The sequence below is a fragment of the Stenotrophomonas sp. 109824_Sma genome, from assembly GCF_056480025.1.
The window spans coordinates 184,634-209,111 of record NZ_CM151078.1 but is presented as its reverse complement, the minus strand read 5'-3'; the positions used below and the strand labels follow the sequence as shown (position 1 = coordinate 209,111).

At 67.4% G+C, this 24,478-nt stretch carries 25 protein-coding genes; 11 read left to right on the top strand and 14 right to left on the bottom strand.

Going from position 1 to position 24,478, the window contains the following annotated elements; genetic code table 11:
- Positions 1-83: 83 nt before the first annotated feature.
- Both ACZK1G_RS00870 and ACZK1G_RS00865 read left to right on the top strand, forming a co-directional pair.
- On the top strand, positions 84-485 hold the full coding sequence (locus ACZK1G_RS00870; RefSeq protein WP_101764711.1) for a hypothetical protein: 402 nt from the start codon (positions 84-86) through the stop codon (positions 483-485).
- Positions 486-488: 3 nt separating this feature from the next.
- Positions 489-935 (top strand): 3-dehydroquinate dehydratase, encoded by a 447-nt coding sequence (locus ACZK1G_RS00865; RefSeq protein WP_004153636.1) that lies wholly within the window; start codon positions 489-491, stop codon positions 933-935.
- A 317-nt stretch (positions 936-1,252) separates the two neighbouring features.
- Here ACZK1G_RS00865 and dcp read toward each other — a convergent pair whose 3' ends face one another.
- The 3 genes from dcp to arfB all read right to left on the bottom strand — a co-directional run bounded on the left by dcp (position 1,253) and on the right by arfB (position 4,559).
- Entirely contained in the window at positions 1,253-3,409 is a 2,157-nt protein-coding gene (gene dcp, locus ACZK1G_RS00860; RefSeq protein ID WP_119007334.1) for a peptidyl-dipeptidase Dcp, read from the bottom strand.
- 111 nt (positions 3,410-3,520) lie between these two features.
- On the bottom strand, positions 3,521-4,123 hold the full coding sequence (locus tag ACZK1G_RS00855) for a lysophospholipid acyltransferase family protein (protein ID WP_014035575.1): 603 nt from the start codon (positions 4,121-4,123) through the stop codon (positions 3,521-3,523).
- A 4-nt stretch (positions 4,124-4,127) separates the two neighbouring features.
- The gene (gene arfB / locus ACZK1G_RS00850; protein ID WP_032962216.1) at positions 4,128-4,559 is read right to left on the bottom strand and encodes an alternative ribosome rescue aminoacyl-tRNA hydrolase ArfB; all 432 of its coding nucleotides are present in this window, start codon (positions 4,557-4,559) and stop codon (positions 4,128-4,130) included.
- A 113-nt stretch (positions 4,560-4,672) separates the two neighbouring features.
- Between arfB and ACZK1G_RS00845 the strand changes: the two genes are divergently transcribed.
- On the top strand, positions 4,673-5,221 hold the full coding sequence (locus tag ACZK1G_RS00845) for a DUF2059 domain-containing protein (RefSeq protein ID WP_170871738.1): 549 nt from the start codon (positions 4,673-4,675) through the stop codon (positions 5,219-5,221).
- A 63-nt stretch (positions 5,222-5,284) separates the two neighbouring features.
- Here ACZK1G_RS00845 and ACZK1G_RS00840 read toward each other — a convergent pair whose 3' ends face one another.
- Complete coding sequence (locus ACZK1G_RS00840; protein WP_101764709.1) at positions 5,285-6,028, bottom strand: pseudouridine synthase; 744 nt, start codon at positions 6,026-6,028, stop codon at positions 5,285-5,287.
- An 86-nt stretch (positions 6,029-6,114) separates the two neighbouring features.
- Positions 6,115-6,702: an O-methyltransferase gene (locus tag ACZK1G_RS00835; protein WP_101764708.1), complete on the bottom strand. Its 588-nt coding sequence runs from the start codon at positions 6,700-6,702 to the stop codon at positions 6,115-6,117.
- 165 nt (positions 6,703-6,867) lie between these two features.
- On the opposite strand from ACZK1G_RS00835, the gene ACZK1G_RS00830 reads away from it, so the two are divergent.
- Genes ACZK1G_RS00830 through ACZK1G_RS00815 form a run of 4 tightly spaced genes read left to right on the top strand, consistent with a single transcriptional unit; the run spans position 6,868 to position 10,000 of the window.
- Positions 6,868-7,479 (top strand): PIG-L deacetylase family protein, encoded by a 612-nt coding sequence (locus tag ACZK1G_RS00830; RefSeq protein ID WP_101764707.1) that lies wholly within the window; start codon positions 6,868-6,870, stop codon positions 7,477-7,479.
- The gene (locus tag ACZK1G_RS00825) at positions 7,479-8,618 is read left to right on the top strand and encodes a glycosyltransferase family 2 protein (RefSeq protein WP_101764706.1); all 1,140 of its coding nucleotides are present in this window, start codon (positions 7,479-7,481) and stop codon (positions 8,616-8,618) included. Before ACZK1G_RS00830 ends, ACZK1G_RS00825 begins: the two co-directional genes overlap by 1 nt.
- Complete coding sequence (locus ACZK1G_RS00820; RefSeq protein ID WP_101764705.1) at positions 8,605-9,210, top strand: LbetaH domain-containing protein; 606 nt, start codon at positions 8,605-8,607, stop codon at positions 9,208-9,210. The genes ACZK1G_RS00825 and ACZK1G_RS00820 overlap by 14 nt, the downstream gene beginning before the upstream one ends.
- 4 nt (positions 9,211-9,214) lie before the next feature.
- A complete protein-coding gene (locus tag ACZK1G_RS00815; protein ID WP_101764704.1) occupies positions 9,215-10,000 on the top strand; it encodes a YaiO family outer membrane beta-barrel protein in 786 nt (261 codons plus the stop codon).
- Positions 10,001-10,052: 52 nt separating this feature from the next.
- Here the strand turns inward: ACZK1G_RS00815 and ubiB are convergent, their stop codons facing one another.
- Together ubiB and ACZK1G_RS00805 are read right to left on the bottom strand one after the other, a co-directional pair.
- Positions 10,053-11,708 carry a ubiquinone biosynthesis regulatory protein kinase UbiB gene (ubiB, locus tag ACZK1G_RS00810; protein ID WP_197622270.1) on the bottom strand — a complete coding sequence of 552 codons (1,656 nt, stop codon included), beginning with the start codon at positions 11,706-11,708 and terminating at the stop codon, positions 10,053-10,055.
- Positions 11,705-12,340, bottom strand: a complete 636-nt coding sequence (locus tag ACZK1G_RS00805) for a ubiquinone biosynthesis accessory factor UbiJ (protein WP_014035565.1) — start codon at positions 12,338-12,340, stop codon at positions 11,705-11,707. Before ACZK1G_RS00805 ends, ubiB begins: the two co-directional genes overlap by 4 nt.
- Before the next feature lie 458 nt (positions 12,341-12,798).
- On the opposite strand from ACZK1G_RS00805, the gene ddlA reads away from it, so the two are divergent.
- A complete protein-coding gene (ddlA, locus tag ACZK1G_RS00800) occupies positions 12,799-13,914 on the top strand; it encodes a D-alanine--D-alanine ligase (RefSeq protein WP_101764702.1) in 1,116 nt (371 codons plus the stop codon).
- Positions 13,915-14,045: 131 nt separating this feature from the next.
- On the opposite strand, the gene ACZK1G_RS00795 is transcribed toward ddlA, so the two are convergent.
- From ACZK1G_RS00795 to oleC, 3 genes are all read right to left on the bottom strand, one after another.
- The gene (locus tag ACZK1G_RS00795; protein ID WP_004153593.1) at positions 14,046-14,201 is read right to left on the bottom strand and encodes a DUF1328 domain-containing protein; all 156 of its coding nucleotides are present in this window, start codon (positions 14,199-14,201) and stop codon (positions 14,046-14,048) included.
- A gap of 82 nt (positions 14,202-14,283) precedes the next feature.
- Complete coding sequence (gene oleD, locus ACZK1G_RS00790; protein ID WP_101764701.1) at positions 14,284-15,276, bottom strand: 2-alkyl-3-oxoalkanoate reductase; 993 nt, start codon at positions 15,274-15,276, stop codon at positions 14,284-14,286.
- Positions 15,273-16,931, bottom strand: a complete 1,659-nt coding sequence (gene oleC / locus ACZK1G_RS00785; protein ID WP_101764700.1) for an olefin beta-lactone synthetase — start codon at positions 16,929-16,931, stop codon at positions 15,273-15,275. Before oleC ends, oleD begins: the two co-directional genes overlap by 4 nt.
- Positions 16,932-17,035: 104 nt before the next feature.
- On the opposite strand from oleC, the gene ACZK1G_RS00780 reads away from it, so the two are divergent.
- A complete protein-coding gene (locus ACZK1G_RS00780) occupies positions 17,036-17,461 on the top strand; it encodes a YkgJ family cysteine cluster protein (protein ID WP_014035561.1) in 426 nt (141 codons plus the stop codon).
- A 71-nt stretch (positions 17,462-17,532) separates the two neighbouring features.
- Here the strand turns inward: ACZK1G_RS00780 and ACZK1G_RS00775 are convergent, their stop codons facing one another.
- The 4 genes from ACZK1G_RS00775 to ACZK1G_RS00760 form a co-directional block, all read right to left on the bottom strand.
- Entirely contained in the window at positions 17,533-18,423 is an 891-nt protein-coding gene (locus tag ACZK1G_RS00775) for an alpha/beta fold hydrolase (RefSeq protein ID WP_101764699.1), read from the bottom strand.
- A gap of 117 nt (positions 18,424-18,540) precedes the next feature.
- Complete coding sequence (locus ACZK1G_RS00770) at positions 18,541-19,557, bottom strand: 3-oxoacyl-ACP synthase III (RefSeq protein ID WP_014035559.1); 1,017 nt, start codon at positions 19,555-19,557, stop codon at positions 18,541-18,543.
- A gap of 103 nt (positions 19,558-19,660) precedes the next feature.
- Positions 19,661-19,978 carry a DUF4156 domain-containing protein gene (locus ACZK1G_RS00765; RefSeq protein ID WP_005407628.1) on the bottom strand — a complete coding sequence of 106 codons (318 nt, stop codon included), beginning with the start codon at positions 19,976-19,978 and terminating at the stop codon, positions 19,661-19,663.
- 189 nt (positions 19,979-20,167) lie between these two features.
- The gene (locus ACZK1G_RS00760) at positions 20,168-23,017 is read right to left on the bottom strand and encodes a M16 family metallopeptidase (protein ID WP_101764698.1); all 2,850 of its coding nucleotides are present in this window, start codon (positions 23,015-23,017) and stop codon (positions 20,168-20,170) included.
- Positions 23,018-23,433: 416 nt separating this feature from the next.
- Between ACZK1G_RS00760 and ACZK1G_RS00755 the strand changes: the two genes are divergently transcribed.
- Complete coding sequence (locus tag ACZK1G_RS00755; protein ID WP_101764697.1) at positions 23,434-23,910, top strand: XAC0231 family protein; 477 nt, start codon at positions 23,434-23,436, stop codon at positions 23,908-23,910.
- A gap of 69 nt (positions 23,911-23,979) precedes the next feature.
- Positions 23,980-24,459: a tRNA (cytidine(34)-2'-O)-methyltransferase gene (locus tag ACZK1G_RS00750; RefSeq protein WP_478447931.1), complete on the top strand. Its 480-nt coding sequence runs from the start codon at positions 23,980-23,982 to the stop codon at positions 24,457-24,459.
- Positions 24,460-24,478 lie beyond the last annotated feature (19 nt).

Below are 24,478 nucleotides of genomic sequence, written 5' to 3'. Positions count from 1 at the left end.
CCGGCCGCGGGCATCGCACCTTTACGGGCAGCACGCGCATCGTGTGCCCACCGCGCCACAGGGCGCATTCCGCAAGGTGTTGTATGACCCTCCTGGTGATCCGCCACGCATCTTCGTCGGCGCCGCGCCCGCAGCTGCCGGCGCAGCTGGCCGGCCATCGCGTGCTGTGCAGCGACTGCGCCAACCTGTCCGAGGTACGCCAGTGCCTGTGCCAGCCGCAGGCGCGCTCGGCCGACTGGGTACTGCTGGATGTCGGCGCCGCCGACGAGGCGCAATGGCAGGCCGAAGGTGGCGCGCTGCAGGCGGCGCTGGAACGGCTGCCGGCGCAGTACATCGAGCTGCAGGCCCCCAGCGAACCCGGCCTGGATGCACGCCTGCGCCTGCAGCACGGCCCCGCCGCCGTGGTGGTCGACCAGCGCAGCCAGCAGGCCGGTTACCCGCTGTCGCTGGCCATTGTCGGCCGCCGCCTGGCACAGGAGGGCTGAGCCATGTCGATCTTCATCATCCGTGGCCCGGAAGCGGCCGGCGCCCTGATCCGCACCGCGATGCCGCTGCCGGCACCGGTCCTGAAGTCACTGGTGCATCGTGCGATCGACGCCGGCACCAGCGTGGCGATCCGTGCCTGTGGTTCGGAACAGGAACTGCTGGACGCCCTGCGCGTGGCCGACCACAGCCGCGGCGAGGTGACCCTGCTCGATCCGGGTGCGTGTGCCAACAGCCTGCGCCTGCAGCGCCTGCTGCCGTACCTGCACAACGCCTATGTGGAAGTGCATGACGACGGTGCAGTGGCCGAGCCGTGCCTGCCGGCCGGCGTCGGCCAGCGCTTGGGCATCGCCGCGGGGTATGGCGCGCAGAGCTATGTACTGGCGCTGGATATCGCGCTGGATCACCTGGGACTGGCTGAGCAGGCGAACCGCGTGCACGTAGGCACGTGATGGCCGGGCTGCACCCGGCACCCGGTAGGTAGTGCCGGCCGCTGGCCGGCAACCTCAACAGCGACAGCAAAGGCTGGATTTCCGTGGGATGGCGGGGTGGGTCCACTTGCGGGGGACGCCGTGAATCCGTCCATGGAGGCTTAGCCGCGCCATCCATGGCGCGGATACCCCCGCAACCGGACCCACCCCACCTTCGACAGATTCCTGCGATCTGCAGTAGATCCACGCCATGCGTGGATGAGCGGTAACTGCAGAATTCATCGATGGCATCGACGCAAAAGGAAAACGGCGGGGTTGCCCCCGCCGTTTTCGCTTTCTTACTTCAGGCCGCGGAACTTCAGCAGCGGTTCCACCGACGGATCCTTGCCGCGGAAATCGCGGTACAGGGTCGACAGCTCCACGCTGTTGCCGCGAGAGAGGATCTTGTCGCGGAATTCCTGGCCGTTGGCTGCGGTCAGGCCACCGTGTTCGGTGAACCACTGGTAGGCGTCATGGTCCAGCACTTCGGCCCAGAAGTAGGCGTAGTAGCCGGCCGAGTAACCGCCACCCCAGATGTGGTCGAAGTAGGTGGTGCGGTAGCGCGGCGGCACCTGCGGCAGGTCGACCTTGAACTTCTTCAGCGCGCTGGCTTCAAAGGCGCCGACATCCTGCAGCGGCGCATCGGCCTTCTGCGTGTGCCAGGCCAGGTCCAGCAGGGCGGCCGACAGGTACTCGGTGGTCGCGTAGCCCTGGTTGAAGCTGCGCGCCTTGAGGATCTTGTCGACCAGCTCCTGCGGCATCGCCTCGCCGGTCTTGTAGTGCTTGGCGTAGTGCGCGAACACCTTCGGGTCCAGCGCCCAGTGCTCGTTGAACTGCGACGGGAACTCGACGAAGTCGCGCGAGGTGGCGGTGCCGGCGATCGACGGGTACTTCACGTTCGAGAACATGCCGTGCAGCGCATGGCCGAACTCATGGAACATGGTGGTGACGTCGTCGAAGCTGATCAGCGCAGGCTGGCCGGCGGCCGGCTTGGTGAAGTTGCAGACGTTGTAGACCACCGGCTTGGCACCGGTCAGGCCATCCTGTTCGACGAACACGTCCATCCAGGCGCCGCCGGACTTGCTGTCACGCTTGAAGTAGTCGGTGTAGAACAGGGCCAGCGAGGTGCCGTCCTTGTCGAACACTTCGTACACCTTCATGTCCGGGTTGTAGGTCGGAATGTCGGTACGCGGCTTGAAGGTGATGCCGTACAGCTGGGTGGCGGCGTAGAAGACGCCGTTCTGCAGCACGTTGTCCAGTTCGAAGTACGGCTTGATCTGCGACTCGTCCAGATCGTACTTAGCCTTGCGCACTTGCTCGGCGTAGAAGTCCCAGTCCGAAGCGGCGACCTGGAATCCACCCTTCTGCGCGTCGATCACCTTCTGGATCTCGCCGGCTTCGGCACGGGCCTTGGCGGTGGCGGCCGGCACGGTGTCGGTCAGCAGCTTCAGCGCGGCGGCCGGGGTCTTGGCCATCTGGTCGCCCAGCTGGTAATCGGCAAAGGTGTCGAAGCCGAGCAGCTTGGCCTTCTGCGCACGCAGCTGGGCCAGGCGCTGCACGGTCTGCCGGGTGTCATTGGCATCGCCGCGCTCGGCGCGGGTTTCCGAGGCCTTCAGCACGGCGGCACGCTGGTCACGGTCGCTCAGCGAGCCGAGTACCGGCTGCTGGGTGGTGTTCTGCAGCGGCAGCAGGAACTTGCCATCCAGCTTGCGCTCCTTGGCAGCCGCCGCAGCGTTGTTGATCGCGTCCTCGTCCAGGCCGGCCAGCTTGGCCTTGTCGTCGACGACGACGGCAGCAGCAGCGGTGGCGGCCACCAGGCGGGTGTGGAACTGGGTGGAGAGGGTGGTCTCTTCCACGTTGAGCTTGCGCAGGGTCGCCTTGTCGGCGTCGGACAGCTGCGCACCGGCGCGCACCAGGCCGTCGTAGTAGTGCTCGACCAGGCGCTTCTGCACCGGGTCCAGCTCCAGCGTGTCACGCTGGTCGTACAGCGACTTCACGCGCGCGAACAGCTTCGGATCGAGGTTGATCTCGTCCTGGTGCGCGGCCAGCTTCGGCGCCACTTCTTCCTGGATCTTCTGGCGCGCATCGTTGGTATCGGCCTGGACCAGGCCGAAGAAGATGCGCGACACGCGGGTCAGGGTCTCGCCGCTGCGCTCCATCGCCACGATGGTGTTGTCGAAGGTGGCCGGCTCACTGCTGTCGGCGATCTTGCGCACGTCGGCCAGGTGCTGGCGCATGCCTTCTTCGAACGCCGGCAGGTAGTCGCTGTCCTTGATCTTGTCGAACTGCGGAGCCTGGAACGGCAGCGTGCTCGCACTCAGCAGCGGATTGGTGGAGGCTTCGGCCGGCTGCTGGGCCGGGGTTTTCTGGGCTTCGGACACGGGGGTGGACTCCTTGCCGGAACAGGCCGCCAGCGCCAGGCTGATGGCGGCGGCCAGGACTACGGTACGCGACATGTGAAACGCTCCTTGGGCAGACGGTACGGGATACCAGCCCTCCACCCTACTCCTGTCGCGCTCGCCCGGCATGTGCCGGACGTGGCGTCTATGCGGCGGCCTGCGGCCGGCTCAGACCGTGCCGCGGGTCTTGCCGATCCACGGCCGGTAGAACTCGCGGATGGCGGCCATGTCGGCCACATCGTCGCCGGTCGGCGTGAACAGCGGGCCGATGCCGATGGTCTTTTCCGGGTAGTGGAAATACGCGGCCAGGATCGGCACGTCGGCCATCCGGGCGATCTTCAGGAAGCCGGCCTTCCAGTCCTTCACGGCCTTGCGGGTGCCCTCGGGCGTGATGGCGAACCACATCTTCTCGTTGTTGCGCAGCAGGTCCACGGCCTGGCCGACGGTGCCCTGCGGCGAGCTGCGGTCCAGCGGGATCACGCCCAGCTTGTGCAGCAGCGGGCCCAGCGGCCACCAGAACAGCGAGGCCTTGCCCAGCACCTTCACCTTCATGCCCAGCGCGATCTTCGCCGCCATGCCCCACAGGCCGTCCCAGTTGGACGAGTGCGGAGCGATGATGAAGACCAGCCGGGGGATGTCAGGCAGGGTGCCGGTCACCTTCCAGCCACCCATGCGCAGGGTGCAGCGCGCCAGCCAGCGCAGGAAGGCGTTGGGTTTGACCTGCGGCATCTGCGGCGGCACGGCCGGCAGCAACGAAGTCGGGTTGTTCAAGCAATCACTCCCAGTCACGTGATGAGCGCCCGCGCTTGATCTGCGCGCGCCCGCGTTTGGCGTCCAGACGACGCAGTTTCGACCCGAGGGTCGGCTTGGTGGCCTTGCGCGGTTTGGGCACGCTCAGCCCGGCCTGGATGAAGGCCGCCAGCCGCTCGCGCGCATCCTCGCGATTGCGATCCTGGGTGCGGAAACGTTGCGCGTCGATGACCAGCACGCCTTCGCCGGTCATGCGCCGGTCACGCCGCGCCAGCAGGCGCGTGCGCAACGGTTCGGGCAACGAGGGCGAGTTGGCCACGTCGAAACGCAGTTCCACCGCGGTGGAGACCTTGTTGACGTTCTGGCCACCGGCGCCACTGGCACGCACGAACCGCTCGACGATCTCGCCGTCGGGGATTTCAAGCTGCGCGCTGATGGTGACCGGTCCACTGCCCATCCGCGCATTGTAGCGGCAGGCACGCGGCGGAGTGCGGCATCGCGCCCCGTATGCCGCCGATCAGGTACCGAACACGCCGCCTTCGCCTTGGCTGCGGGTATGCTGGCCGTCCCATGTACCGCAGGAAGCCCCGCATGACCCGCTTCGCACCCGCCCTGCCGTCCCTGCTGCGCCGCGCCGCCCTGCTGCTGGCGCTGGCCGTGGCCAGCGTTCCGGCCCTGGCCGCCCCGCCGACCGACGGCGACATCAACCGCCTGCTGTCGGCGTCGCGAGCGCAGAGCATGATCGACACCATGGTGCCGCAGATCGAAGCCATGCAGCAGCAGCAGTTCCAGCAGGTGGCCGCGCAGCGCCAGCTCAATGCCCAGCAGCAGGAACAGCTGAAGCGGATCCAGGCCCGGACCAGCCAGACCCTGCGCCAGGCGATGTCCTGGCAGCAGCTGCGGCCGATGTACGTGGACCTGTACAAGAAGACCTTCAGCAAGGAAGACGTGCTGGCGATGGCCGAGTTCTACGAGAGCCCGGCCGGCCAGAGCCTGCTGGACAAGACCCCGGCACTGATGCAGAACGTGGTGGTGGCGATCCAGGCGCGCATGCAGCCGCTGTTCGCGGACCTGCAGAAAGACCTGGAAGCGATCGTCAACGAGCCGGAAAAGAAGTGACCTCGGCGGGGTCGGATCCCTTTCCCGGCGGGAAAGGGCTCTGACCCCTCGACCGCGTGGGCGTCAAACGGCGTCCACCTGCCAGCCGAACAGGTCCAGCGCCTTCTGGAATTCGCGATCCAACGGCGCACTGACATCCACGCTGTCACCGTCCGGATGCGGAAAGCGCAGGCGCTCGGCGTGCAGCAGCATGCGGTGCACGCCCTGCATGCGGAAGATCCGGTTGTGGCGGCCATCACCGTGGCTGGTGTCGCCGATCATGTGATGCGAGAGATGCTTGAGGTGCCGGCGGATCTGCCGGAAGCGCCCGGTCTGCGGCTGGCAGCGCAGCAATGCGTAGCGTGAGCTGGTGAATTCACCCACCGGCACCGACAGCTCGCCGGTGGCCAGCCGCTGGAAATCGGTGATCGCCGGCTTCTTCACCGGCTTGCCCGGCCCACCGTCCAGATCATGGTCCACCCGCCAGGACAGCTCGGCCGGCCAGCCACGGCAGACCGTCAGGTAGTCCTTGGCCACTTCACCCCCCATCAGCGCCTTGCCCAGCGCACTGGCGGTCTCGCGGTCGAAGGCCAGCAGCAGGCAGCCACTGGTGGCCCGGTCCAGGCGATGCACGAGGAAGATCGGCCGCCCCAGCTGCTCGCGCAGGCGGTCGGCCAGGAAATCATCTTCGCCACGGGCCAGCTTGCTGTCGTGGACCATCAGCCCGGCCGGCTTGTTGACCACGGCCAGGCGCTCATCCAGGTGCAGCAGCTGCAGGGGCGCGGTTTCGGTCTCGACCGCGGCGAGGGTGTCAGGTTCGGTGCTCACCGCGGGATTATACGGGTGCCCTGATCGGGGTCAGATCCCTTTTCCTGTGGAAAAGGGATCTGACCCCAGGTAGGCAGGCGCGGCGGTCAGGCGTTGCGCACGGCCAGCAGCTCGCCATTGCCCACCGGGACCAGGCTGGTGCTGAAGTCCGGATCAGCGTCCAGCAGCATCCGCAACGGCTCCATCTGCGTGGCGTGCGAGGTGGCGTTGTCCACCACCAGCAGGCCACCCGGACGCAGCACGCGGCGCAGCTGCGGCCACCAGCCGGCGTATTGTTCGCGGTCCGAATCGAGGAACAGCAGATCGATGCTGGCATCGGCGGCCTGCGTCAACCACTGCCCGGCATCGCCCTGCACCAGCGTGATGTACCCGGCCAGGCCACTGCGCGCGAAGGTGGCACGCGCCATCGCCACCTTGTCCTCGGCGTATTCCAGCGTGGTCACGTGGCCATCGATGGCGGCTGCGGCTTCGGCCAGCCACAGCGTGGAATAGCCGTTGGAGGTGCCGATCTCCAGCACCCGACGCGCATTGCCGAAGCGCACCAGCACCGACAGGAATTCACCGGTGTCCGGCGTGATGTTGAGCATGCGCCGACCGCGATCGGTTTCATGCGCGTCGTTTTCGGCGCCGAACCGTGCCAGCTCGTCCTTCAGTTCCGAAAGTTGCATCGTCATCGCTGCTTTCATTTGCCCCGGCATGGGTAAGCATTGTGGCCTGTCCGGCCACATTTCGTATTCCTCCTAGCGCTGCGCTGCGCTCACGTTGCGATAGTGCCCGCCTTCTTCACGCGGGACGCTCCACCTGCCCGCTGCCCTCTTGGTTTCCGCAAGGACACGGCCATGGTTCTCGACATTCTGGCAATCGGTGCCCACCCCGACGACATCGAGCTCGGTTGCGGTGGCAGCCTGGCCAAGCTCGCCCGCGCCGGCTCGCGCATCCATGCATTGGTGCTCAGCCGTGGCGGCCGTGGCTGCCATGCCGGCATCGACCGCAGTGACGAATCGCACCGCGCGTTGCGCCGCCTGGGCGTGACCGAGGTGATCCAGCTGGATTTCCCGGATACGCGCTTTCCCGCCTGCCGCAACGACATCGTCGCGGCGATCGAGCAGGCCTGCGCGCAGATCGCACCGCACCGCATCTACACGATGTGCGGCGAGGATCATCACCAGGACCACCGCACCGTCCACGAAGCGTCGATCATCGCCTGCCGCCATATCCCGCAGATCCTCTGCTACGAGAGCCCCAGCACCCTGCCGCAGTTCGCGCCGCAGGTGTTCGAGGACATCAGCGCACAGCTGGAGCTGAAGATCCGTGCACTGCGCGAGCACGCCAGCCAGGGCGATCGCCATTACATGCAGGAAAGCCACCTGCGCTGCCATGCGCAGTTCCGCGGCCAGCAGATCGGCATCGGCCCCAGCGAGGGCTTCCAGCCCTACCGGTTGGTGCTGTGATGAAGACGCTGCTATTCCTGGCCATGTGTGCCTTCATCCTGGTGCGCGTGTGCATGCAGGCCTCGCGTCGCCCCAGCACGCGCCTGTACAGCATCGATGCGATCGTGCCGGCCTACAACGAAGCTCCCTGCCTGGAGCGTTCGTTGACCAGCCTGCTGCAGAACCCCTACGTGGCGCGGGTGATCTGCGTGAACGATGGTTCCACCGACAACACGGCCCAGGTACTCGATGCACTACAGGCGCGCTGGCCCGAGCGCCTGGTGGCGGTACACCAGGCCAACACCGGCAAGGGCGGCGCGCTGATGCATGGCCTGCAGCACGCCACCGCCGATCAGGTGTTCCTGACCGACGCCGACACCCATATCGATCCGCGCGGCCATGGCCTGGGCCACCTGCTGGACGAGATCGAACGCGGTGCCGATGCGGTCGGTGGCGTGCCCTCGTCCAGCCTGCAGGGTGCCGGCTTCCTGCCGCATGTACGCGCCAGCCTGAAGCTGCCGATGATCGTCATCAAGCGCAGCTTCCAGCAGTGGCTCGGCGGCGCACCGTTCATCGTTTCCGGTTCGTGTGGCCTGTTCCGCACCTCGGTGCTGCGCAAGGTCGGCTTCTCCGACCGCACCCGCGTGGAAGACCTGGACATGTCCTGGTCGCTGGTCGCGCAGGGCTACCGTGTCCGCCAGAGCGTGCGCTGCGTGGTCTACCCGCAGGAATGCAACACGCTGGTGGAAGAATGGCGGCGCTGGCGGCGCTGGATCGTCGGCTACGCGGTGTGCATGCGCCTGCATCGCAGCCTGCTGCTGACCCGTTTCGGCCTGTTCAGCATCCTGCCGATGATGCTGCTCGCGCTGGCCGGCATCGTGCTGTCGCTGCAGGTCTGGTTTGGTACGGCCCTGCTGCACGGGCCTGGCGGCCTGGCCCTCTCGGTGATGCCAGTGTTCTGGATCGGCATCGTCATGCTGCTGGCGGTGATCAGTGCGATCCATCACCGCCGCGCGTGGCTGGTGCCGGCTGCCGCGTTCTCGATGCTGTACGTGCTGCTCGCCTACGCGATCTGGCTGATGCACGGCCTGGCCGGCCTGTTCACCGGCCGCGAACCCGTGCGCGACAAACCGACGAGGTATCCGCATGTGGTGGAATGATCTCGCCGCCATGGCCGATGCGCTTTCGGTCACGGCACCCCACATCGATTCCAGTGCACAGGTTTCGCCGCGCGCGACAGTGCATGGCCACGTGCAGATCGGTGCCGGCAGCCGCATCTGCGACGGTGCCCAGCTGCAGGGACTGGTATCGATCGGCCGCGACTGCCTGATCGGCAACAACGCGCTGCTGCGCGGCCCGCTGCACATTGGCGATGGCGTCCGCATCGGCTTTGCCAGTGAGCTGAAGAACGCGCTGATCGGCGACGGCGTCTGCATCGGTCCGCAGTGCTTCATTGCCGACAGCCGTATCGACGCCCGTGCCTACCTGGGTGCGCTGGTGCGCACCAGCAACCATCGCCTGGATGGCGCGACGGTCGCCGTCCACATCGGCGACACCGTCATCGACAGCCAGCGCGACAAGCTCGGCGCCTGGATCGGTGAAGGCGCCGCGCTGGGTGTCGGCGTGATCATCCTGCCGGGTCGCATCGTCGCGCCGGGCAGCCAGTTCGGTCCGCGCATCACCGTGGAACTAAACCTGCCACCCGGTCGCTATCGGCTGCTGCAGTCACTGCAATCCCAACCCCTGGAGTAACCCCATGCGATTGATCATCCGTGGCGCACTGCCGTGCGCCCTGCTGCTGGCTGTGTCCAGCGCCCATGCCGGCATCGACCGGGTCTCGGTGCAGCTGGACCATGCCGACTACACCGATGGCTTCGGCAAGCGCGACGTACAGACCGTGGACGTGGCCGGCCGCAGCGGTGACAGCCGCTGGCACCTGGGCCTGGCCCATGGCGAACGCGACTATGGCAGCAAGCGCTTCAGCGGCAACCGGGTGCAGGGCTCCCTGCACCAGCGCTGGGGCCGACGCTTCTCGACCCGCACCGCCTTCACTGCATCCAACGATGACCCGGTGTTCGTCAACCGCCAGGTCAACCAGGACCTGCAGTGGCACGTGGCACCGCAGACCGTGCTGAGCGTGGGCGGCAAGTACGCCCAGTACCACGCCGGCGCGTACGTGAGCGGCTGGTCGGTGGGCGCAGCGCATTACTTCCCGCGCGTGACCGCCTCTCTGCGCCACGAGCGGCATCGCCAGTCCAATGGCCCCGATGGCCATGGCACCACGCTGTCACTGCGCCTGAAGGATGCGCAGGGCCGTGGTTCGACCCAGCTGTGGCTGGGCAGCGGTACCTCCGGCTATACCGCCGATGCCGATCCGCTGCTGCTGCGCGAACACGATGCACGTCGAGCCTTCGTGCGCCGCAGCCAGCCGCTGGGCGAGCATCTGGTGCTGGACATGGGCATCGGCAAGACCTGGCACAAGACGCGCCTGGACCGCTTCCAGAGCGTGCAGTCGCACCTGGGCCTGGGCTACCACTGGTAGAGCCGTGGTCAGTCGGCGGCGTGCGTCGCCGCCGACCCTCGACCAACAGGAATCAGCGCCACCACGCGCGCGCCAGCGCCAGCGCGCCGACGGCACCGGACACCCAGCTCCACATCGGCACGTCGCCCCAGTACCAGCCCGGCGGCTGCAGCACATACATCAGTGCGGCGATGGCCAGCAGGCCGACACCAGTGATCGCACCCACCGCGTGCTTCTGCAGGCGCTCCACGCTGGCATCGAGTGCGACCAGATCGCGCGAGCGCATCGCCAGTTCATGGCGGCCTTCCACCTGCTGGGTCAGCCAGGCGTGCACCAGGCGCGGCATGTCCGGTGCGTGGGTCATGATCTCCGGCAGGCGCTTGCCGATCTCGCGCACCACCCGCCGCGGGCTGTAGCGCTCGCGCAGGATCTTCGCCAGCACCGGCTTGGCCACCGCCCAGATGTCGATCTGCGGATCCAGCTGGCGGCCGACACCTTCGATGTTCAGCAGGGTCTTCTGCAGCAGGATCAGCTGCGGCTGCAGGGTCAGCTGGTAGCGCTGCGCCACGCGGAACAGCTTCATCAACACTTCGGCCAGCGAGATCTGCGACAGCGGACGGGTGAAGTACGGCTCGCACACCGAACGCACGGCCGCTTCCAGATCATCGATGCGCACGTTGTCCGGCATCCAGCGCGCCTGCACGTGCAGTTCGGCGATGCGGCGGTAATCGCGGTTGAAGATGGCCATGAAGTTCTCGGCCAGGTAGTACTGATCTTCCTGCGAGAGCTGGCCCATGATGCCGAAATCCAGCGCGATGAAACGCGGATTGGCACGGCGCGACGGATCGGTGTCGACCCAGATGTTGCCGGCGTGCGCATCGGCATGGAAGAAGTTGTCGCGGAACACCTGGGTGTAGAACACCCGCACACCCTTCGCGGCCAGCGCCTTGCGGTCGATGCCGGCCTTGTCCAGCGCGGCGATGTCGTCGGACGGAATGCCCCACACGCGCTCCAGGGTCAGCGCGCGCTCGGCGGTGTGGCTCCAGATCACTTCCGGCACGTACAGGTCGTCGCTGTTCTCCCAGACGCGGCGCAGCACGCTGGCATTGGCGCCTTCGCGCTGCAGGTCCAGCTCGGCGGCCAGGGTGTTCTCGACTTCGGCCACTACTTCGCGCGGGCGGATCTTGTCGGCACGCGGGTGGGTGCGCTCGACCAGGGCGGCCAGCGAGTTGAGCAACGCGATGTCGGCGTCGATCTGCTTCTCGATGCCGGGGCGCAGCACCTTGACCACCACCTGGCGGCCATCGGCCAGCGTGGCCGCATGTACCTGCGCGATCGAGGCCGAAGCCAGCGGTTCGGTATCGAAGCTGGCGAACGCCTCGCTGACCGGCAGGCCGAGCGCTTCCTCGACGATGCGGCGCGCGGTATCACCATCGAACGGCTTGACCCGGTCCTGCAGCAGGGTCAGTTCGTTGGCCACGTCCGGCGGCACCAGGTCGCGGCGGGTGGACAGGATCTGGCCGAACTTGACGAAGATCGGGCCGAGATCCTGCAGTGCCAGGCGCAGGCGCGCACCGCGCGACTGTGCCGCGATGTCGGCCGAGGCACGCGGTACGAACGGTTTGGCCAGGCGCAGCCAGCGCTCGGCCGGGGTGCCCTGCAGCAGGTCGTCGAGGCGGTAGCGCAGGATCACCCGGCCGATGCGGCTTGCCCGCAGCACGGCCTTCATGCGGCACCCCGCAGGCGCTGCACGCGCGCGCCGAGACGCTCGACGTCATCGCGCAGCACGTCCACGTCATCGTGGAAGGCATCCAGTTCGGCGCGCGGCACCACGTCGCGCGATTCCTCTGTGATGAATTCGGCGGCGCTGTGGGCGAGGTCGATCGCGCCCTGGCGCGCGTGCTGCAGGGCGCTGCGCAGGGTGTTGGCCACCTGTACGCCCAGCACGTCGCCGAACACGCTGACGAACGGCTGCTGCCAGTCCGGGTCGAAGCCCTTGGCCAGCTGCTGCAGGCGGCGCGCCAGTTCGGCGTCGCCGGCCACGCGTACGCGGCCCTTGCCGTTGTTGTCGCCGCGCCGAGCGTTGGCCAGCAGTGGCAGCTGCGCCAGCACCCCGGCCAGGCTGCTGCGCACGGCCAGGTCGGCTTCCTGCGCATCCACCGGGCCGACCCGCAGCTGGTCACCGTCGACACTGATGCGCATCGCCAGCGACGGCGCTTCCAGGGTCAGGTCGATGTGCCGGCCATCGAGGCTGGCCAGTGCATGGCGGGTATCCGGATCCAGCGCCAGCGCGCGGTTCAGGGCGATCTGCAGGGCGCGGCCAGCGACCGGCTTGAGGGACTTGAGCAGGGAAAGAGCCATGTGCGCATTCTACCTGCGTGGGTGGGGGGCTTGGGCCGGGCTGCCGCCCGGCACCCGCAGAGGCAACGGCAACAGCCGAAGCAACAGCGGGCATTCCGTGGGTAGACGGGATGGGGCCGGTGGCGGGAGACGCCGTAAACCCGTCCATGGGGGCTTGGCCGCGGCATCCATGCCGCGGACACTCCCGCCACCGGCCCCACCCCGCCTTCGACAGCTTGCTGCGATCTGTCGGACTATCCGGGGTCGGATCCCGTTGCTGCGCAACGGGCTCTGACCCCAATACTGATGGGATCTCGCGTTGGTAGATGCCGACCTTGGTCGGCGCTGGATGTCAGGAGGGCCAACCAAGGTTGGCCGCTACCCGAGCCGGCAGCACGGTGATTCATCTGTGCCTCACCTGGGTGGCTATGGAAGGTTCATGCTGTACGGCCACGCAACGCACAGGACATCGCAACACCATGGCACGGACCCGGGTCGGCATCATCTTCGGGGGCAAGTCCTCCGAGCACGAGGTTTCACTGCAGTCGGCGAAGAACATCCTCGATGCGCTTGATCGCGAGCGCTTCGAGCCGGTGCTGGTCGGCATCGACAAGCAGGGCCAGTGGCATCTGAGCCAGCCGGACACCTTCCTGATCAATGCCGATGATCCGTCGCGCATCGCGCTGCATCGCTCGGGCCAGTCGCTGGCGGTGCGCCCGGGTGCCGAGCAGGCGCAGCTGCAGCCGTCCGATCCAGCCAGCGCGCTGGGCCAGATCGACGTCGTGCTGCCGATCGTGCATGGGCCGCTGGGCGAAGACGGTGCGCTGCAGGGCCTGCTGCGCATGGCCAACCTGCCCTTCGTCGGTTCGCCTGTGCTGGGCTCGGCGGTGGCGATGGACAAGGACGTGACCAAGCGCCTGCTGCGCGACGCCGGGCTGCAGGTTGCGCCGTGGCTGTGCATCCGTCGCCACCAGGCGGCGGCGGTCGATGTCGAGGCGGTGATCGCGCAACTCGGCCTGCCGCTGTTCGTGAAGCCGGCCAACCAGGGTTCGTCGGTAGGCGTGAGCAAGGTCAAGGATGCGGCTGGTTTCGCCGAGGCACTGGAACTGGCACTGCGCTATGACCACAAGGTGCTGGTGGAATCGGCGGTGGTCGGCCGCGAGATCGAGTGCGCGGTGCTGGGCAACGCGCATCCGCAGGCGAGCCTGTGCGGCGAAGTCGTGGTGCACGACGAGTTCTACGCCTACGACACCAAGTACATCAACGAGGATGGCGCCGAGGTGGTGGTACCCGCGGATATCGATGCCGCAACCCAGGCGCGTATCCAGCAGGTCGCGCTGCAGGCCTACCAGGCGCTGGAGTGCGCGGGCATGGCGCGCGTGGACGTGTTCCTCACCGCGGGCGGCGACATCATCATCAACGAGGTCAACACGCTGCCCGGCTTCACCCGCATCAGCATGTACCCGAAGTTGTGGGGTGCCAGCGGCGTGGACTACACCACGCTGATCACGCGCCTGATCGAGTTGGCGCAGGAACGCCATGCAGCCGATCGTGGATTGCACAGCGCCGTGCAGGAGCGCTCGCTGTCTCTGTAGCATCGAGCCATGCTCGACTCATGAAAAGCAGTCGAGCATGGCTCGACTCTACAAAGGGGCGTGCCGACCAACGGTCGGCACCCACCGGAAAGAACAGTGCCGGCCAGCGGCCGGCACTACCCCGCGGTCGTCTAGCCGCGCTTGCGGAACATCGAGATCACCGCCAGCACCAGGAACACAACGAACAGGATCCAGGCGATGTTGCTGGCGGCACCGGCGATGCCGGAGAAGCCGAGCACGGCGGCGATGATGGCGATGACGAAAAAGATGACGGCGTAATGCAGCATGATGCTCCTCGCAGATGTCCGGGCCAATGGATGGCGTGGGTCCATCCTCCCGATCCTGCGGTGTGCAACCAGTGATGGCGACCTATGCAGCAGATGAAGCCTTCAGCCTGCGCAGCCCTTCTTCGATGCTGACCTGCGGCACATAGCCGAAATCGCGGCGGGCGGGCTCCATGCTGTACCAGTGCGGCGTGCACAGCTGCTCGGCCAGGAAGCGGGTCAGCGGCGGCTCGCCGCGCAGGCGCAGCAGCGGCCACAGCCGTTCGCAGACCGCGCCGATGCGATAAGCGGTCTTGAAGCTGATCGCCTTGTCCACCGTCGGCGCGCCAACCGCGGCCAGCAGCTTGTTGACCAGCTCGCGCATCGGCAGCGGCTCGCCGTTGGAGATGAAGTAGGCCTTGCCCGCACACGCAGCGCCCGGTGCCAACGCTTCGAAGGCGAGGAAGTGGGCGAGCGCGGCGTTGTCGATGTAGGTGGTATCGACCTTGTTGTTGCCGTCGCCGACCAGCCGCAGGCGGCCCTGCCGCGCACGCTCGGCCAGGCGTGGCACCAGTTGCTGGTCACCCGGGCCCCAGATCAGGCGCGGGCGCAGTGCCACCGTCGCCAGCGACGCATCGTTGGCGGCCAGCACGCGCTGTTCGGCGATCGCCTTGGTCGCCGCATACGGCGCCTGGAAGTCCTCGCCGTACGGCACCTCGTCAGCCCCCAGACCTTCCACCGGATGCGTGGCGCGGTGGGTCACGCTGGGCGTTGAGGTGTAGACCAGCCGGTTGATACCGTGCGCGCGGCAGGCCGCAATGACATTGTCTGTACCGACTACGTTGGCCTGGTGGTAGCTGTCATAGCTGCCCCAGGCACCGGCCTTGGCGCCGTTGTGGAATACCGCATCGACGCCGGCCACCGCGTGCAGCACCGCCTGCGCATCGGCCAGATCGCCGCGGATCTGGCCCACGCCCATGGCCTGCAGTTCCGGGTAGTGGCTGCGGTTGAATGCCAGCACCTGGTGGCCACGTTCGACCAGCCCGCGGCACAGCGCCTGGCCAAGGAAACCACCACCACCGGTGACCAGGATCTTCATGCGCGCTTCTCCAGTTCGGCGCTGGCCCAGACGGCGAGCTTCTCGCGGCCGATCTTGGCGTTGTGACGGATATCGACGGGGAACGCGGGATGCATCAGTACGTGCTGCAGGTTCGCCTCGGGCAATCGCAGGGTGGCCTGGGCGCGCAGCGCCTCGCGCAACGCCGGGCTGTCGCTCTGGCCACGCTGCAGTTCCACACACAGCACCGGCACCTGCGCACCCGCCGGGCCAACGCCAACCAGTGCCGTGCGTGCTACGCCGGGCACGGTATTGAACACCGGCTCGACCTGTTCGGTGTACAGCGGTCCCTGTGCGGTTTCCACGCGATGGGTCTTGCGACCGCAGAACCACAGGCGACCCTGCGCATCGAAGTAGCCCACGTCACCCATGCGGTGGACGATGCGGGTGCTGCCATCGGCCAGCGTCTCGCGGATCTTCGCGGCGGCGGTGGCCTGCGGGCGGTTGAAGTAACTGTCGGTGGCGGTCGGCCCGGCCACGGTGATCTCGCCCACCTCGCCGGTGGCCAGCACACGTGCCTGCGACCAGTCGGCCAACGGTGCGTCATCGATGGCGATGATGCGTACCTCGTTCGGTTCCACCACGTTGCCCACGCAGGTGCCGGCGCCGGCCTCGGTGGCCGCGCGGGTACGCTCCAGCTCGCGCCCCTCCACCACCGCCACCGGCAGGCACTCGGTGGCGCCATACGGGGTCCAGAACTGCGCATCGGCGGGCAGCAGGCTGCGGATGGTGGCGACCACGTCCGGCGGCACCGGTGCACCGGCCGAGGTCACCCGGGTCACCGTCGGCAGCGGCCGGCCGTGCCGGGCCAGCACCCGCATCAATGCTGGCGAGCCGAACAGCTGGGTGACGCCGAAGCGCTGGATGGCATCGTGCAGGCGTGCCGGGTCGGCCTGCGCCGGCCGCGTCGGGTCCATGTCCGGGATCACCGAGGTCAGGCCCAGCGCCGGGTCGAACAAGGCAAACGGCGGGAAGGTCGGCAGGTCCACGCCGCCCGCTTCCATGCCGAACGCGCTGCCCAGCAGCTGGATCTGGCCGACGAAGTGGCGGTGGCGGTAGACCACGCCCTTGGGCACGCCGGTGGAGCCGCTGGTGAACAGGATCGCGGCCATGTCCTCGCCATCGGTGTCGGCCAGCATCGGCCCCCCCTTGGCGCCGGCGCGCTCCAGCGCGGCCAGGCTGGTACCGCCCCAGCCCAGGCGGCGGCCAACGGTGACCAGATGGGTCGCCGACGGCGCCCAGCGCAGCACCAGCCGCGCCACGTGCGCCAGCGGAATGCCGATGAAGGCCTGCGGCTGTGCCTCGTCCAGGCACTGTTTCAGCGCGCGCTTGTCGATGCCCGGATCGACCAGCACCGGCACCGCGCCCAGCTTGAACAGGGCGAACATCAGCAGGAAGAACTCCGGCGACGGCCGCACCATCACCACCGTGCGCACCCCGCGACCGATCCCATAGCCGGCCAGGCCGGCGGCCATGGCATCACTGCGGGCGTCCAGCTGGCGGTAGTCCAAGGTGACGTCGTAGGCGGCCATGCCGTTGCCAGCGCCCCGGCGGCCCGGGCAGCGGATGGCGATCTGGTCAGGGCGTTCACGCGCCAGTTCAGGCAGGCGCGCGGCAATGTTGCAGGGTCGGTTCATCCGTTCATTGTCGCCGCTTACGGAATTTCTTGCGCGGCGGCCCACTTCGTGGAAAATCCGCACCCTCGTTCCTGATTCCGACTGCCGCCCGGGGCGGCTTGCCCATGCAACATCCCTGCATGACCTGCGGCGCCTGCTGCACCCAATACCGCGTGGCCTTCCATTGGATGGAATCAGACGAGGTCACCCCCGGCGGCGTGCCGCACCAGCTGACCGAGGTGCTGGACCCGCACCGCCTGTGCATGCGCGGCACCCATTCCAAGCCGGTGCGCTGCGTGGCGCTGGACGCGCAGATCGGCGTGTACTCACGCTGCACCATCCACCCCAACCGGCCCAGCGTGTGCCGTGAGGTGGATGCGTCGTGGGAGTACGGCAAGGCCAGCCCGCAATGCGACAAGGCGCGCATCGCCTATGGCCTGGATCCGCTGACACTGGCCGACTGGCGCTGGCGCGATGACGCCGACAATGACGACGATCATCCGGACGACAACGGCAACAGCCCGTCGCCGCAGGCGCCGGTCGCGGCATAGGGGTAGTGCCGGCCGCTGGCCGGCAATCTCATGAACCTGTCCGGTGTGCCGACCGTTGGTCGGCATGCCCTTCAGATCGGGTTCTTGTCCAGGAACGCGCGGATCTCCGGCACCAGCACGTCCTGCTTGTCTTCCAGCACGTAGTGCCCGGCGTCCTCGAAGGCGTGCACCTGGGCCTGCGGCAGCGCCGCCTGGAAGCCCTTCAGGAAGTGCTGGTCGAACACGAAGTCGCGCAGGCCCCAGCCGAGGAAAGCCGGTCGGTCAGCGAACGACGGCAGCGCCTTGCCGGCGCGCTCCAGCAGCGACCAGGCCTTGTCGGCCGGCGACAGCGGGATGTCCTGCATGAAACGGATGGTGCTGATGCGGTTGGCGTAGCTGTTGTACGGCGACACGTAGGCACGGCGCACGTCGGCCGGCATCTTCCGCTCCACGCCCAGCCACGAGGCGCCGGACGAGAACGCGTTGAAGGTGCGGATGATCCACTCGCCGATCTTCCAGTGGCGGCCCAGCGCGATCTGCCACGGCATCGTCTTCGCCGCCGGCATCGGGAACGCGGCGGTGTTGAGCACCACCAGCCGCTTCACCTGGTCGTGGTGCGACAGCGCCCAGCCGAAGCCGATCATGCCGCCCCAGTCGTGCACGGCCAGCGTCACCGGACCGGTGATGCCCAGGTGCTTCAGCAGCGCGTCGAGATCGTCCACGCGCGACTGCAGGGTGTACTCGTAGCGGCTATCGTCCGGCTTGTCCGACAGGCCCATGCCGATGTGGTCCGGCACGATGCAGCGGTACGTGTCCGACAGGCCGGCCACCAGCGTGCGCCAGTAATAGCTCCACGACGGGTTGCCGTGCACCATCACCACCACTTCGCCATCGCGCGGGCCTTCGTCGAGATAGCTCATCGACAGGCCGGGGCGGACCTCGAAGCGCTGCGGGTGGGCGGGGTAGCCGGGAAGCTGGGACATCGGATCGCACCTGTAGAAAGGGCCGGTAGAACCGGCCCTTGGACACTTGGAAAAATCATCGCTGTCCGTCGCGAGCGATTGGCCAGGCAATCGCGCAGCAGGTCAGCGGTGACTTTTTTACCAGACCACTTCAGCCATTGAGCAGTTCAGGCCCGAGCCGATGCCGAGCAGCGCGATGCGATCGCCCTTCTTCAGCTTGCCCAGCTGCTTGAGCTTGCTCAGCACGATCGGCACCGAGGCCGGGCCGATGTTGCCGTGCTCGCCGAAGATGGTCATGACCTTCTTCGGGTCGATGCCGAAGTTCTTGATGAACGCAGCGGTGTGCGGCTGGCTGACCTGATGGATCACGAACTGGTCCAGCTCTTCCACGGCCCAGCCCAAGGCGATCTTGGCGGCGGTGAAGGTCTTCTGGGCCAGCTTGATGCCTTCGATCAGCAGCAGGCGGGTATCGGTGACCATGCGGTCCAGGTTGCCCAGGCACAGCTGGTTCCACTCGGTGGCCGAACGGGTCACGCCACCCTTGTAGCGCGGCGCATCCGGCACCAGTTCCGAGCGCGCCATCACCATCGCGGCGGCGCCCGAACCAGTGGTCAGGGCGGCCAGCTCGTTGCGGAAGTCGTCGGCGGTGACGTCCGGGGCGGTCATGCGCTCCAGGGTCTTCTCGTACACCAGGTTGGCGGTCTCGCCATCCACCACCAGCGCGTAGTCGATGTCGCCGCGCTCGATCATGCGCGCCGCGATATCCATGCCGTTGATGAAGGCCAGGCAGGCATTGGCGACGTCGAAGGTCATGCACTCGTCGCTGACGCCGAGGTTGCCCGACACGATCGAGGCCGTGGACGGCTCCAGGTAGTCGCGGCTGACCGAGGTGTTGACCAGCAGGCCGACCTGCGTCGCATCGATGCCCGCGTCTTCCAGCGCCTTGCGGCCGGCCATGGTGGCGGCATCGGACGCCAGCACGCCGTTGTCCCACAGGCGGCGGGCATGGATGCCGGCGATATCGCCGAGCACGTCGGTGCGGATACCCAGGCGATCCAACGTCGGCTGCAGCCGCTCGTTGATTTCCTTGGTCGTCAGCGTATGCGGCGCATCAACGTGTGCCAGGCCGGCGATCGAGACATTCTTGAAGAGCATCGAGGTTAGCGCCAAGGCTCAGGCAAAAGGGGGCGCTATTCTATAACCCCCGGGGCCTTCACCGCATCTTTACGAATTCAGGCTTGGCCGTATGGTGAAGCGTTCAGCGCGGCGGGCACTGGAAAGCGGCGAAGCGCTGGCTGCCATCGGCGGGCGCGGCGGCGGCCTGTACGGCGTTGGCGCCGGCGCTCGGGGCCTCGTTGCGAGCCAGGGTTTCCAGCTCTTCCTGCACGCGCAGCGGGTTGCGGTTGTAGAAGCCGACCTTGCTCTTCACGGTGACCACCACCTCGCCCTTGGCGATGCAGCCGGCCGGAACCGGGCCTGCCGGCAGCACGCGGGTCGCCTTGCCGGCCGGTTCGATCGGCACCCAGGTACAGGCGGTGACGGTGAGCAGCAGGGAGGAAAGCAGCAGAACGCGCATGGGCAGATCCTGGAAGGGTATGGAGGGATTCTGCCTGAACAGCCTGAATCGGGGGTAGCCGGGTAGGGGTCGGATCCCCGCAGGGGGCGCTGACCCCGAATGCACGGTGGGGGTCGGAGCCCTCCCGGGGGAGGGATCCGACCCCTTCAGGGTTGCCGGCCAGCGGCCGGCACTACCCGACGCGGTGCCTTACTTCTTCACCGGGTTGCCTTCGGCGTCGATCACCGTCACCTCGCCCAGGTTCAGCGCGCGCACGGCCGCTTCGGTCTGCTTGAGGTCACCCACCACCACCCAGGTCAGGGCCTGCGGCTTGATCTCGGCGGCGGCCTGCTGCACCTGCGCCGGGGTCATCGCCTCGATCTCGGCCTTGCGACGCAGCACATAGTCGTCCGGGCGCTTGAACTGCACGATCGAACCGATGGTCGCGGCCACCGCACTGGCGGTCTCGTAGGCACCGGGCAGGCTGAGGGTCTGGATGTTGCGGATGCGGTTGACCTCGGCAGCGGTGGCCGGCTTGCTGCCATCCGCGAACGCGGCGATTTCCTTGCGCATTTCCGCCAGTGCCGGGCCGGTCTTGTCGATCTGCACCGGCGCGCTGGCCATCCACGGGCGCTGGCCCACCGAGTTGGTCGCACTGCTGCGCGCGCCGTACGACCAGTGCTTGTCCTCGCGCAGGTTCATGTTCAGGCGCGAGGTGAAGTCACCACCGATCACGCCGTTGGCGATATCGAAGCGGGTCGAACTGGCGGCGCTGGACGGCGGCACCACCTGGCCGGCGAACAGGTTGGCCTGCACCGCACCCGGCTGGTCGATCAGGAACACGCGCGGGCCCTTCGGCAACACCACGTCGGTGGCCGCCTTCACCTGCGGCGCCTCGCCGGTCGCCTTCCAGTCGCCCAGCTGCTTGTCCAGCAGCGGCACGATCTCGGCCAGGGTGGTGTCACCGACCACGATCAGGGTGCCGTTCTGCGGGCGCAGCCAATCGTGGTGGAAGTCGACCAGGTCCTCGCGGGTCAGGCCATTGATCGCCGCCTCATCGCCGCTGCCGGTGAACGGAATGGCGTACGGGTGGCCCTTGCCGTACAGCAGCGGCGGCAGCACGCGCATCGCCACCGCACCCGGGTTCACCTTCTCCTGCTGGATGCCGGCGATCCAGGTCGCCTTGACCCGGTCGATCTCGCCCTGCTCGAAACGCGGTTCGCGCAGCAGGTCGCGGTACAGCGCCAGCGACGGCGCCAGGTTCTCCTTAAGCGCCGACAGGTCCACGCTCATCGAATCCAGGCCGGCCGAAGCATCCAGGCTGGCGCCCAGTGCGTCGGCGGCATCGGCGAAGGCCAGCGAACCGAGCTTGCCGGCGCCTTCGGTCATCAGGCTCATGGTGAAGTTGGCGGTGCCCGGCTTGCGGCCCTGGTCGGCGCTGAAGCCGCCCGGGAACTGGTAGCTGAACTGCACCACCGGAATCTCGTGGCGTTCGGCCAGGATCACCTGGGTGCCGTTCTTCAGCGTGGCGCGCTGCAGCGCCGGGAACTTCAGCTGCGGGAACTCGCGGGTCTGCGGCACGCCGGCCTTGCGGTCCACCTGTTCCGGCAGGGTGCTGTACTTCGGGTCCACCGCCGGCACGGTGAACGGCTTCGGCGTCTGGCTCGGCTCTTCCTTCAGCGCCACGCGCTCACCCGGTGCGATCACCAGGGTGTGGCTGCCCTTGTCCAGCCACTGCGCGCCCAGGCGGCTCAGATCAGCGGCATTGGCCTTCTCGATGTTGGCCAGCGAGGTACGGAAGCAGCCCGGGTCGCCGGTGAACACCGCGCACTCGGCCAGCGCATCGGCCTTGCCGCCGAAGCCACCGATGCGCTCGATGCCACGGATGAAGCCGGCACGGGCGCCGGTCTTGGCGCGCTCCAGCTCGGCCGCGGTCGGGCCCTGCTTGATCAGGCGGTCCAGTTCCTCGTCGATGATCTTCTCGACCTTGGCCGGGTCCTGGCCCTGCTTCACGGTCGCCACGATCACGAAGTTGGAGCCCAGCTGCGACGTCGACAGGCCCGAGCCGATGCTGTCCACCAGCTTGTCCTGGTGCTGCAGGCGCTGGCTCAGCCGCGAGGACTTGGCGCCACCCAGCACTTCGGAGAACAGCTGCAACTGGTCGACGTCGGCGGTGCCGACCTGCGGCACGTTCCAGGCGCGGTAGATGCGCGCCTGCGGCACCTTGTCGGTCATCGTCTCGCGGGTATCCGCACTGCGCTTGGCCACGTTCACCGCCGGCTGCGCCATGGTCGGGCCAGCGGGGATGCTGCCGAAGTACCTGGCGACCTTCTCCTTCGCCGTGGCCAGATCGATGTCACCGGCCAGCACCAGCACCGCGTTGTTCGGGCCATACCAGGTACGGAACCAGGTCTTCACGTCGTCCAGCGAGGCCGCGTTGAGATCGTTCATCGAGCCGATCACGCCGTGGTGGTACGGGTGGCCAACCGGATACAGCGCCTTGTTGATCTGGTCCCAGGCCTGGCCGTAGGGCTGGTTCTCGCCCTGGCGCTTCTCGTTCTGCACCACGCCACGCTGCTCGTCCAGCGCGGCCTGGTCGATCGCACCGACCAGATGGCCCATGCGGTCCGATTCCATCCACAGCGCCATGTCCAGCGCGGTGGTCGGCACGTTCTCGAAGTAGTTGGTGCGGTCGGTGTTGGTGGTGCCGTTCTGGCCGGTGGCACCGACCTGCTTGAACGGCTCGAAGTACTCACCGTCGTGGTTTTCGCTGCTCTGGAACATCAGGTGCTCGAACAGGTGCGCGAAGCCGGTGCGGCCGGCCGGCTCATCCTTGCTGCCCACGTGGTACCAGACGTTGACCGCGACGATCGGCGCCTTGCGATCGGTATGCACGATCACGCGCAGGCCGTTGGGCAGGGTGAACTGCTCGTACGGGATATCGACCTTGGCCGGTGCCGCCGGCTTGGCGGCAAGCGCAGAGGTGGGCGCAAGCGTACCCAGGGCGGTGCTGAGGGCGACGGCCAGCAGTGCAGCGCGCGGGCGAAGGGCGAGAGACATATCCGGATCCTTGGTCACATAGGTGAACCCCGATCCTAGCCTGCGCAGGCAGCGGCAGGAATCGGTCGCCAGTCACTGGGGGTGTTTGCCCCGATGGCCATCCAGCCCGGCGCCCACGGACGCTCCTGAAACGTCACATGCGCCGGCTTAAGGCGTCCGGACAGTGTCCGCGGCACATCGAATGGACAGGTGTCCGCCCACCGGACACTTTTCGATGAACATAAAACCCTTATAAATCAACAACTAAAAGTTGGCACGAGGATTGCTTGGTACTTCCTGCGCCAGGAAGGGCTTCAGACGAAAGCTGACTGAAGACTGAACAAATGCAGGAAACCGAAAATTTTCCTTGCAAGCCCAGAATCGGTGTACTACCTTACTACCACACCACTGATCACCAACACTAAACAGGCCCCGTCATGAACGCCAAGACCATTGCCATCGCCATCGCCCTGATCGCCGGCACCGCGGTTGTTTCGTCGGTGCAGGCCTCCGAATCCATCAAGACCCTGTCCACCGTGCAGGTCCGCCCGGCCGCCGACCAGCTGGCCCAGCAGGCCTGGGAACAGGCCAGCGGCATCCCGACCCTGGCCACCGTGGAAGTGCGTCCGAGCGCCGACCAGCTGGCCGAGCGCAACGGCTACGTCGCCGCCCCGGTCGCCGCCGCGATGCCGATCACCACCCTGGCCTCGGTGGAGGTGCGCCCGAGCCTGGAACAGCGCGTCGCTCTGGCCGCCGAGCTGGAAGCCCAGCGCTACGCCGCCACCCTGGCTGCCGCTGCCACCAACGTCGCCAACTCGGTCATCATCAACCTGCCGGCCCTGCAGGTGCGCCCGAGCGCCGCCGACCTGCAGGCCCTGGCCACCGAAACCGCCCAGGTCCTGCTGCGCCCGTAACCGGTGCCGCCCTGCCCAGCGCAGGGCGTGCGCCGTAAAGGCGGCGGTCGTCGCAGGTACACTGCGCCGATGAATGCCGCGCCCCAGTTCCACGTGATCCTGTTCCAACCGGAAATCCCGCCCAACACGGGCAATGTGATCCGGCTCTGCGCCAACACCGGCGCGCAACTGCACCTGGTCGAGCCACTCGGCTTCGCACTGGAAGACAAGCAGCTCAAGCGCGCCGGCCTGGACTACCACGAGTACTCGCGCCTGCAGGTCCATCCCGACCTGGACACCGCGCTGGCGCGGATCGCACCAAAGCGCTTGTTCGAACTCAGTACCCGGGCCAGCGTGCGCTACGACAGCGTGGCCTTTGAAGATGGTGATGCCTTCCTGTTCGGCCCGGAAAGCCGCGGCCTGCCGCAGGACGTGCTCGATGCATTGCCCGATGGCCGCCGCCTGCGCCTGCCAATGCGGCCGGACAACCGCAGCCTCAACCTTTCCAACACCGTCGCCGTGGTGATGTACGAAGCGTGGCGGCAGCACGGGTTTGCCGGCGGCGCGTAACGCCACGCGTCTCTCTTCT

Excerpts from the sequence above, each read along its gene's own strand:
- ACZK1G_RS00870 (WP_101764711.1), top strand. The coding sequence starts at position 84 with ATGACCCTCCTGGTGATCCGCCACGCATCTTCGTCGGCGCCGCGCCCG.
- ACZK1G_RS00805 (WP_014035565.1), bottom strand. The coding sequence starts at position 12,340 with ATGGCTCTTTCCCTGCTCAAGTCCCTCAAGCCGGTCGCTGGCCGCGCC.
- ACZK1G_RS00830 (WP_101764707.1), top strand. The coding sequence starts at position 6,868 with ATGGTTCTCGACATTCTGGCAATCGGTGCCCACCCCGACGACATCGAG.
- ACZK1G_RS00755 (WP_101764697.1), top strand. The coding sequence starts at position 23,434 with ATGAACGCCAAGACCATTGCCATCGCCATCGCCCTGATCGCCGGCACC.
- arfB (WP_032962216.1), bottom strand. The coding sequence starts at position 4,559 with ATGGGCAGTGGACCGGTCACCATCAGCGCGCAGCTTGAAATCCCCGAC.
- ACZK1G_RS00780 (WP_014035561.1), top strand. The coding sequence starts at position 17,036 with ATGCAACATCCCTGCATGACCTGCGGCGCCTGCTGCACCCAATACCGC.
- ACZK1G_RS00775 (WP_101764699.1), bottom strand. The coding sequence starts at position 18,423 with ATGTCCCAGCTTCCCGGCTACCCCGCCCACCCGCAGCGCTTCGAGGTC.
- ddlA (WP_101764702.1), top strand. The coding sequence starts at position 12,799 with ATGGCACGGACCCGGGTCGGCATCATCTTCGGGGGCAAGTCCTCCGAG.
- ACZK1G_RS00820 (WP_101764705.1), top strand. The coding sequence starts at position 8,605 with ATGTGGTGGAATGATCTCGCCGCCATGGCCGATGCGCTTTCGGTCACG.
- ACZK1G_RS00845 (WP_170871738.1), top strand. The coding sequence starts at position 4,673 with ATGTACCGCAGGAAGCCCCGCATGACCCGCTTCGCACCCGCCCTGCCG.
- ACZK1G_RS00795 (WP_004153593.1), bottom strand. The coding sequence starts at position 14,201 with ATGCTGCATTACGCCGTCATCTTTTTCGTCATCGCCATCATCGCCGCC.
- ACZK1G_RS00770 (WP_014035559.1), bottom strand. The coding sequence starts at position 19,557 with ATGCTCTTCAAGAATGTCTCGATCGCCGGCCTGGCACACGTTGATGCG.
- ACZK1G_RS00865 (WP_004153636.1), top strand. The coding sequence starts at position 489 with ATGTCGATCTTCATCATCCGTGGCCCGGAAGCGGCCGGCGCCCTGATC.
- oleC (WP_101764700.1), bottom strand. The coding sequence starts at position 16,931 with ATGAACCGACCCTGCAACATTGCCGCGCGCCTGCCTGAACTGGCGCGT.
- ACZK1G_RS00750 (WP_478447931.1), top strand. The coding sequence starts at position 23,980 with ATGAATGCCGCGCCCCAGTTCCACGTGATCCTGTTCCAACCGGAAATC.
- oleD (WP_101764701.1), bottom strand. The coding sequence starts at position 15,276 with ATGAAGATCCTGGTCACCGGTGGTGGTGGTTTCCTTGGCCAGGCGCTG.
- ACZK1G_RS00765 (WP_005407628.1), bottom strand. The coding sequence starts at position 19,978 with ATGCGCGTTCTGCTGCTTTCCTCCCTGCTGCTCACCGTCACCGCCTGT.
- ACZK1G_RS00815 (WP_101764704.1), top strand. The coding sequence starts at position 9,215 with ATGCGATTGATCATCCGTGGCGCACTGCCGTGCGCCCTGCTGCTGGCT.
- dcp (WP_119007334.1), bottom strand. The coding sequence starts at position 3,409 with ATGTCGCGTACCGTAGTCCTGGCCGCCGCCATCAGCCTGGCGCTGGCG.
- ACZK1G_RS00760 (WP_101764698.1), bottom strand. The coding sequence starts at position 23,017 with ATGTCTCTCGCCCTTCGCCCGCGCGCTGCACTGCTGGCCGTCGCCCTC.
- ubiB (WP_197622270.1), bottom strand. The coding sequence starts at position 11,708 with ATGAAGGCCGTGCTGCGGGCAAGCCGCATCGGCCGGGTGATCCTGCGC.
- ACZK1G_RS00835 (WP_101764708.1), bottom strand. The coding sequence starts at position 6,702 with ATGACGATGCAACTTTCGGAACTGAAGGACGAGCTGGCACGGTTCGGC.
- ACZK1G_RS00825 (WP_101764706.1), top strand. The coding sequence starts at position 7,479 with ATGAAGACGCTGCTATTCCTGGCCATGTGTGCCTTCATCCTGGTGCGC.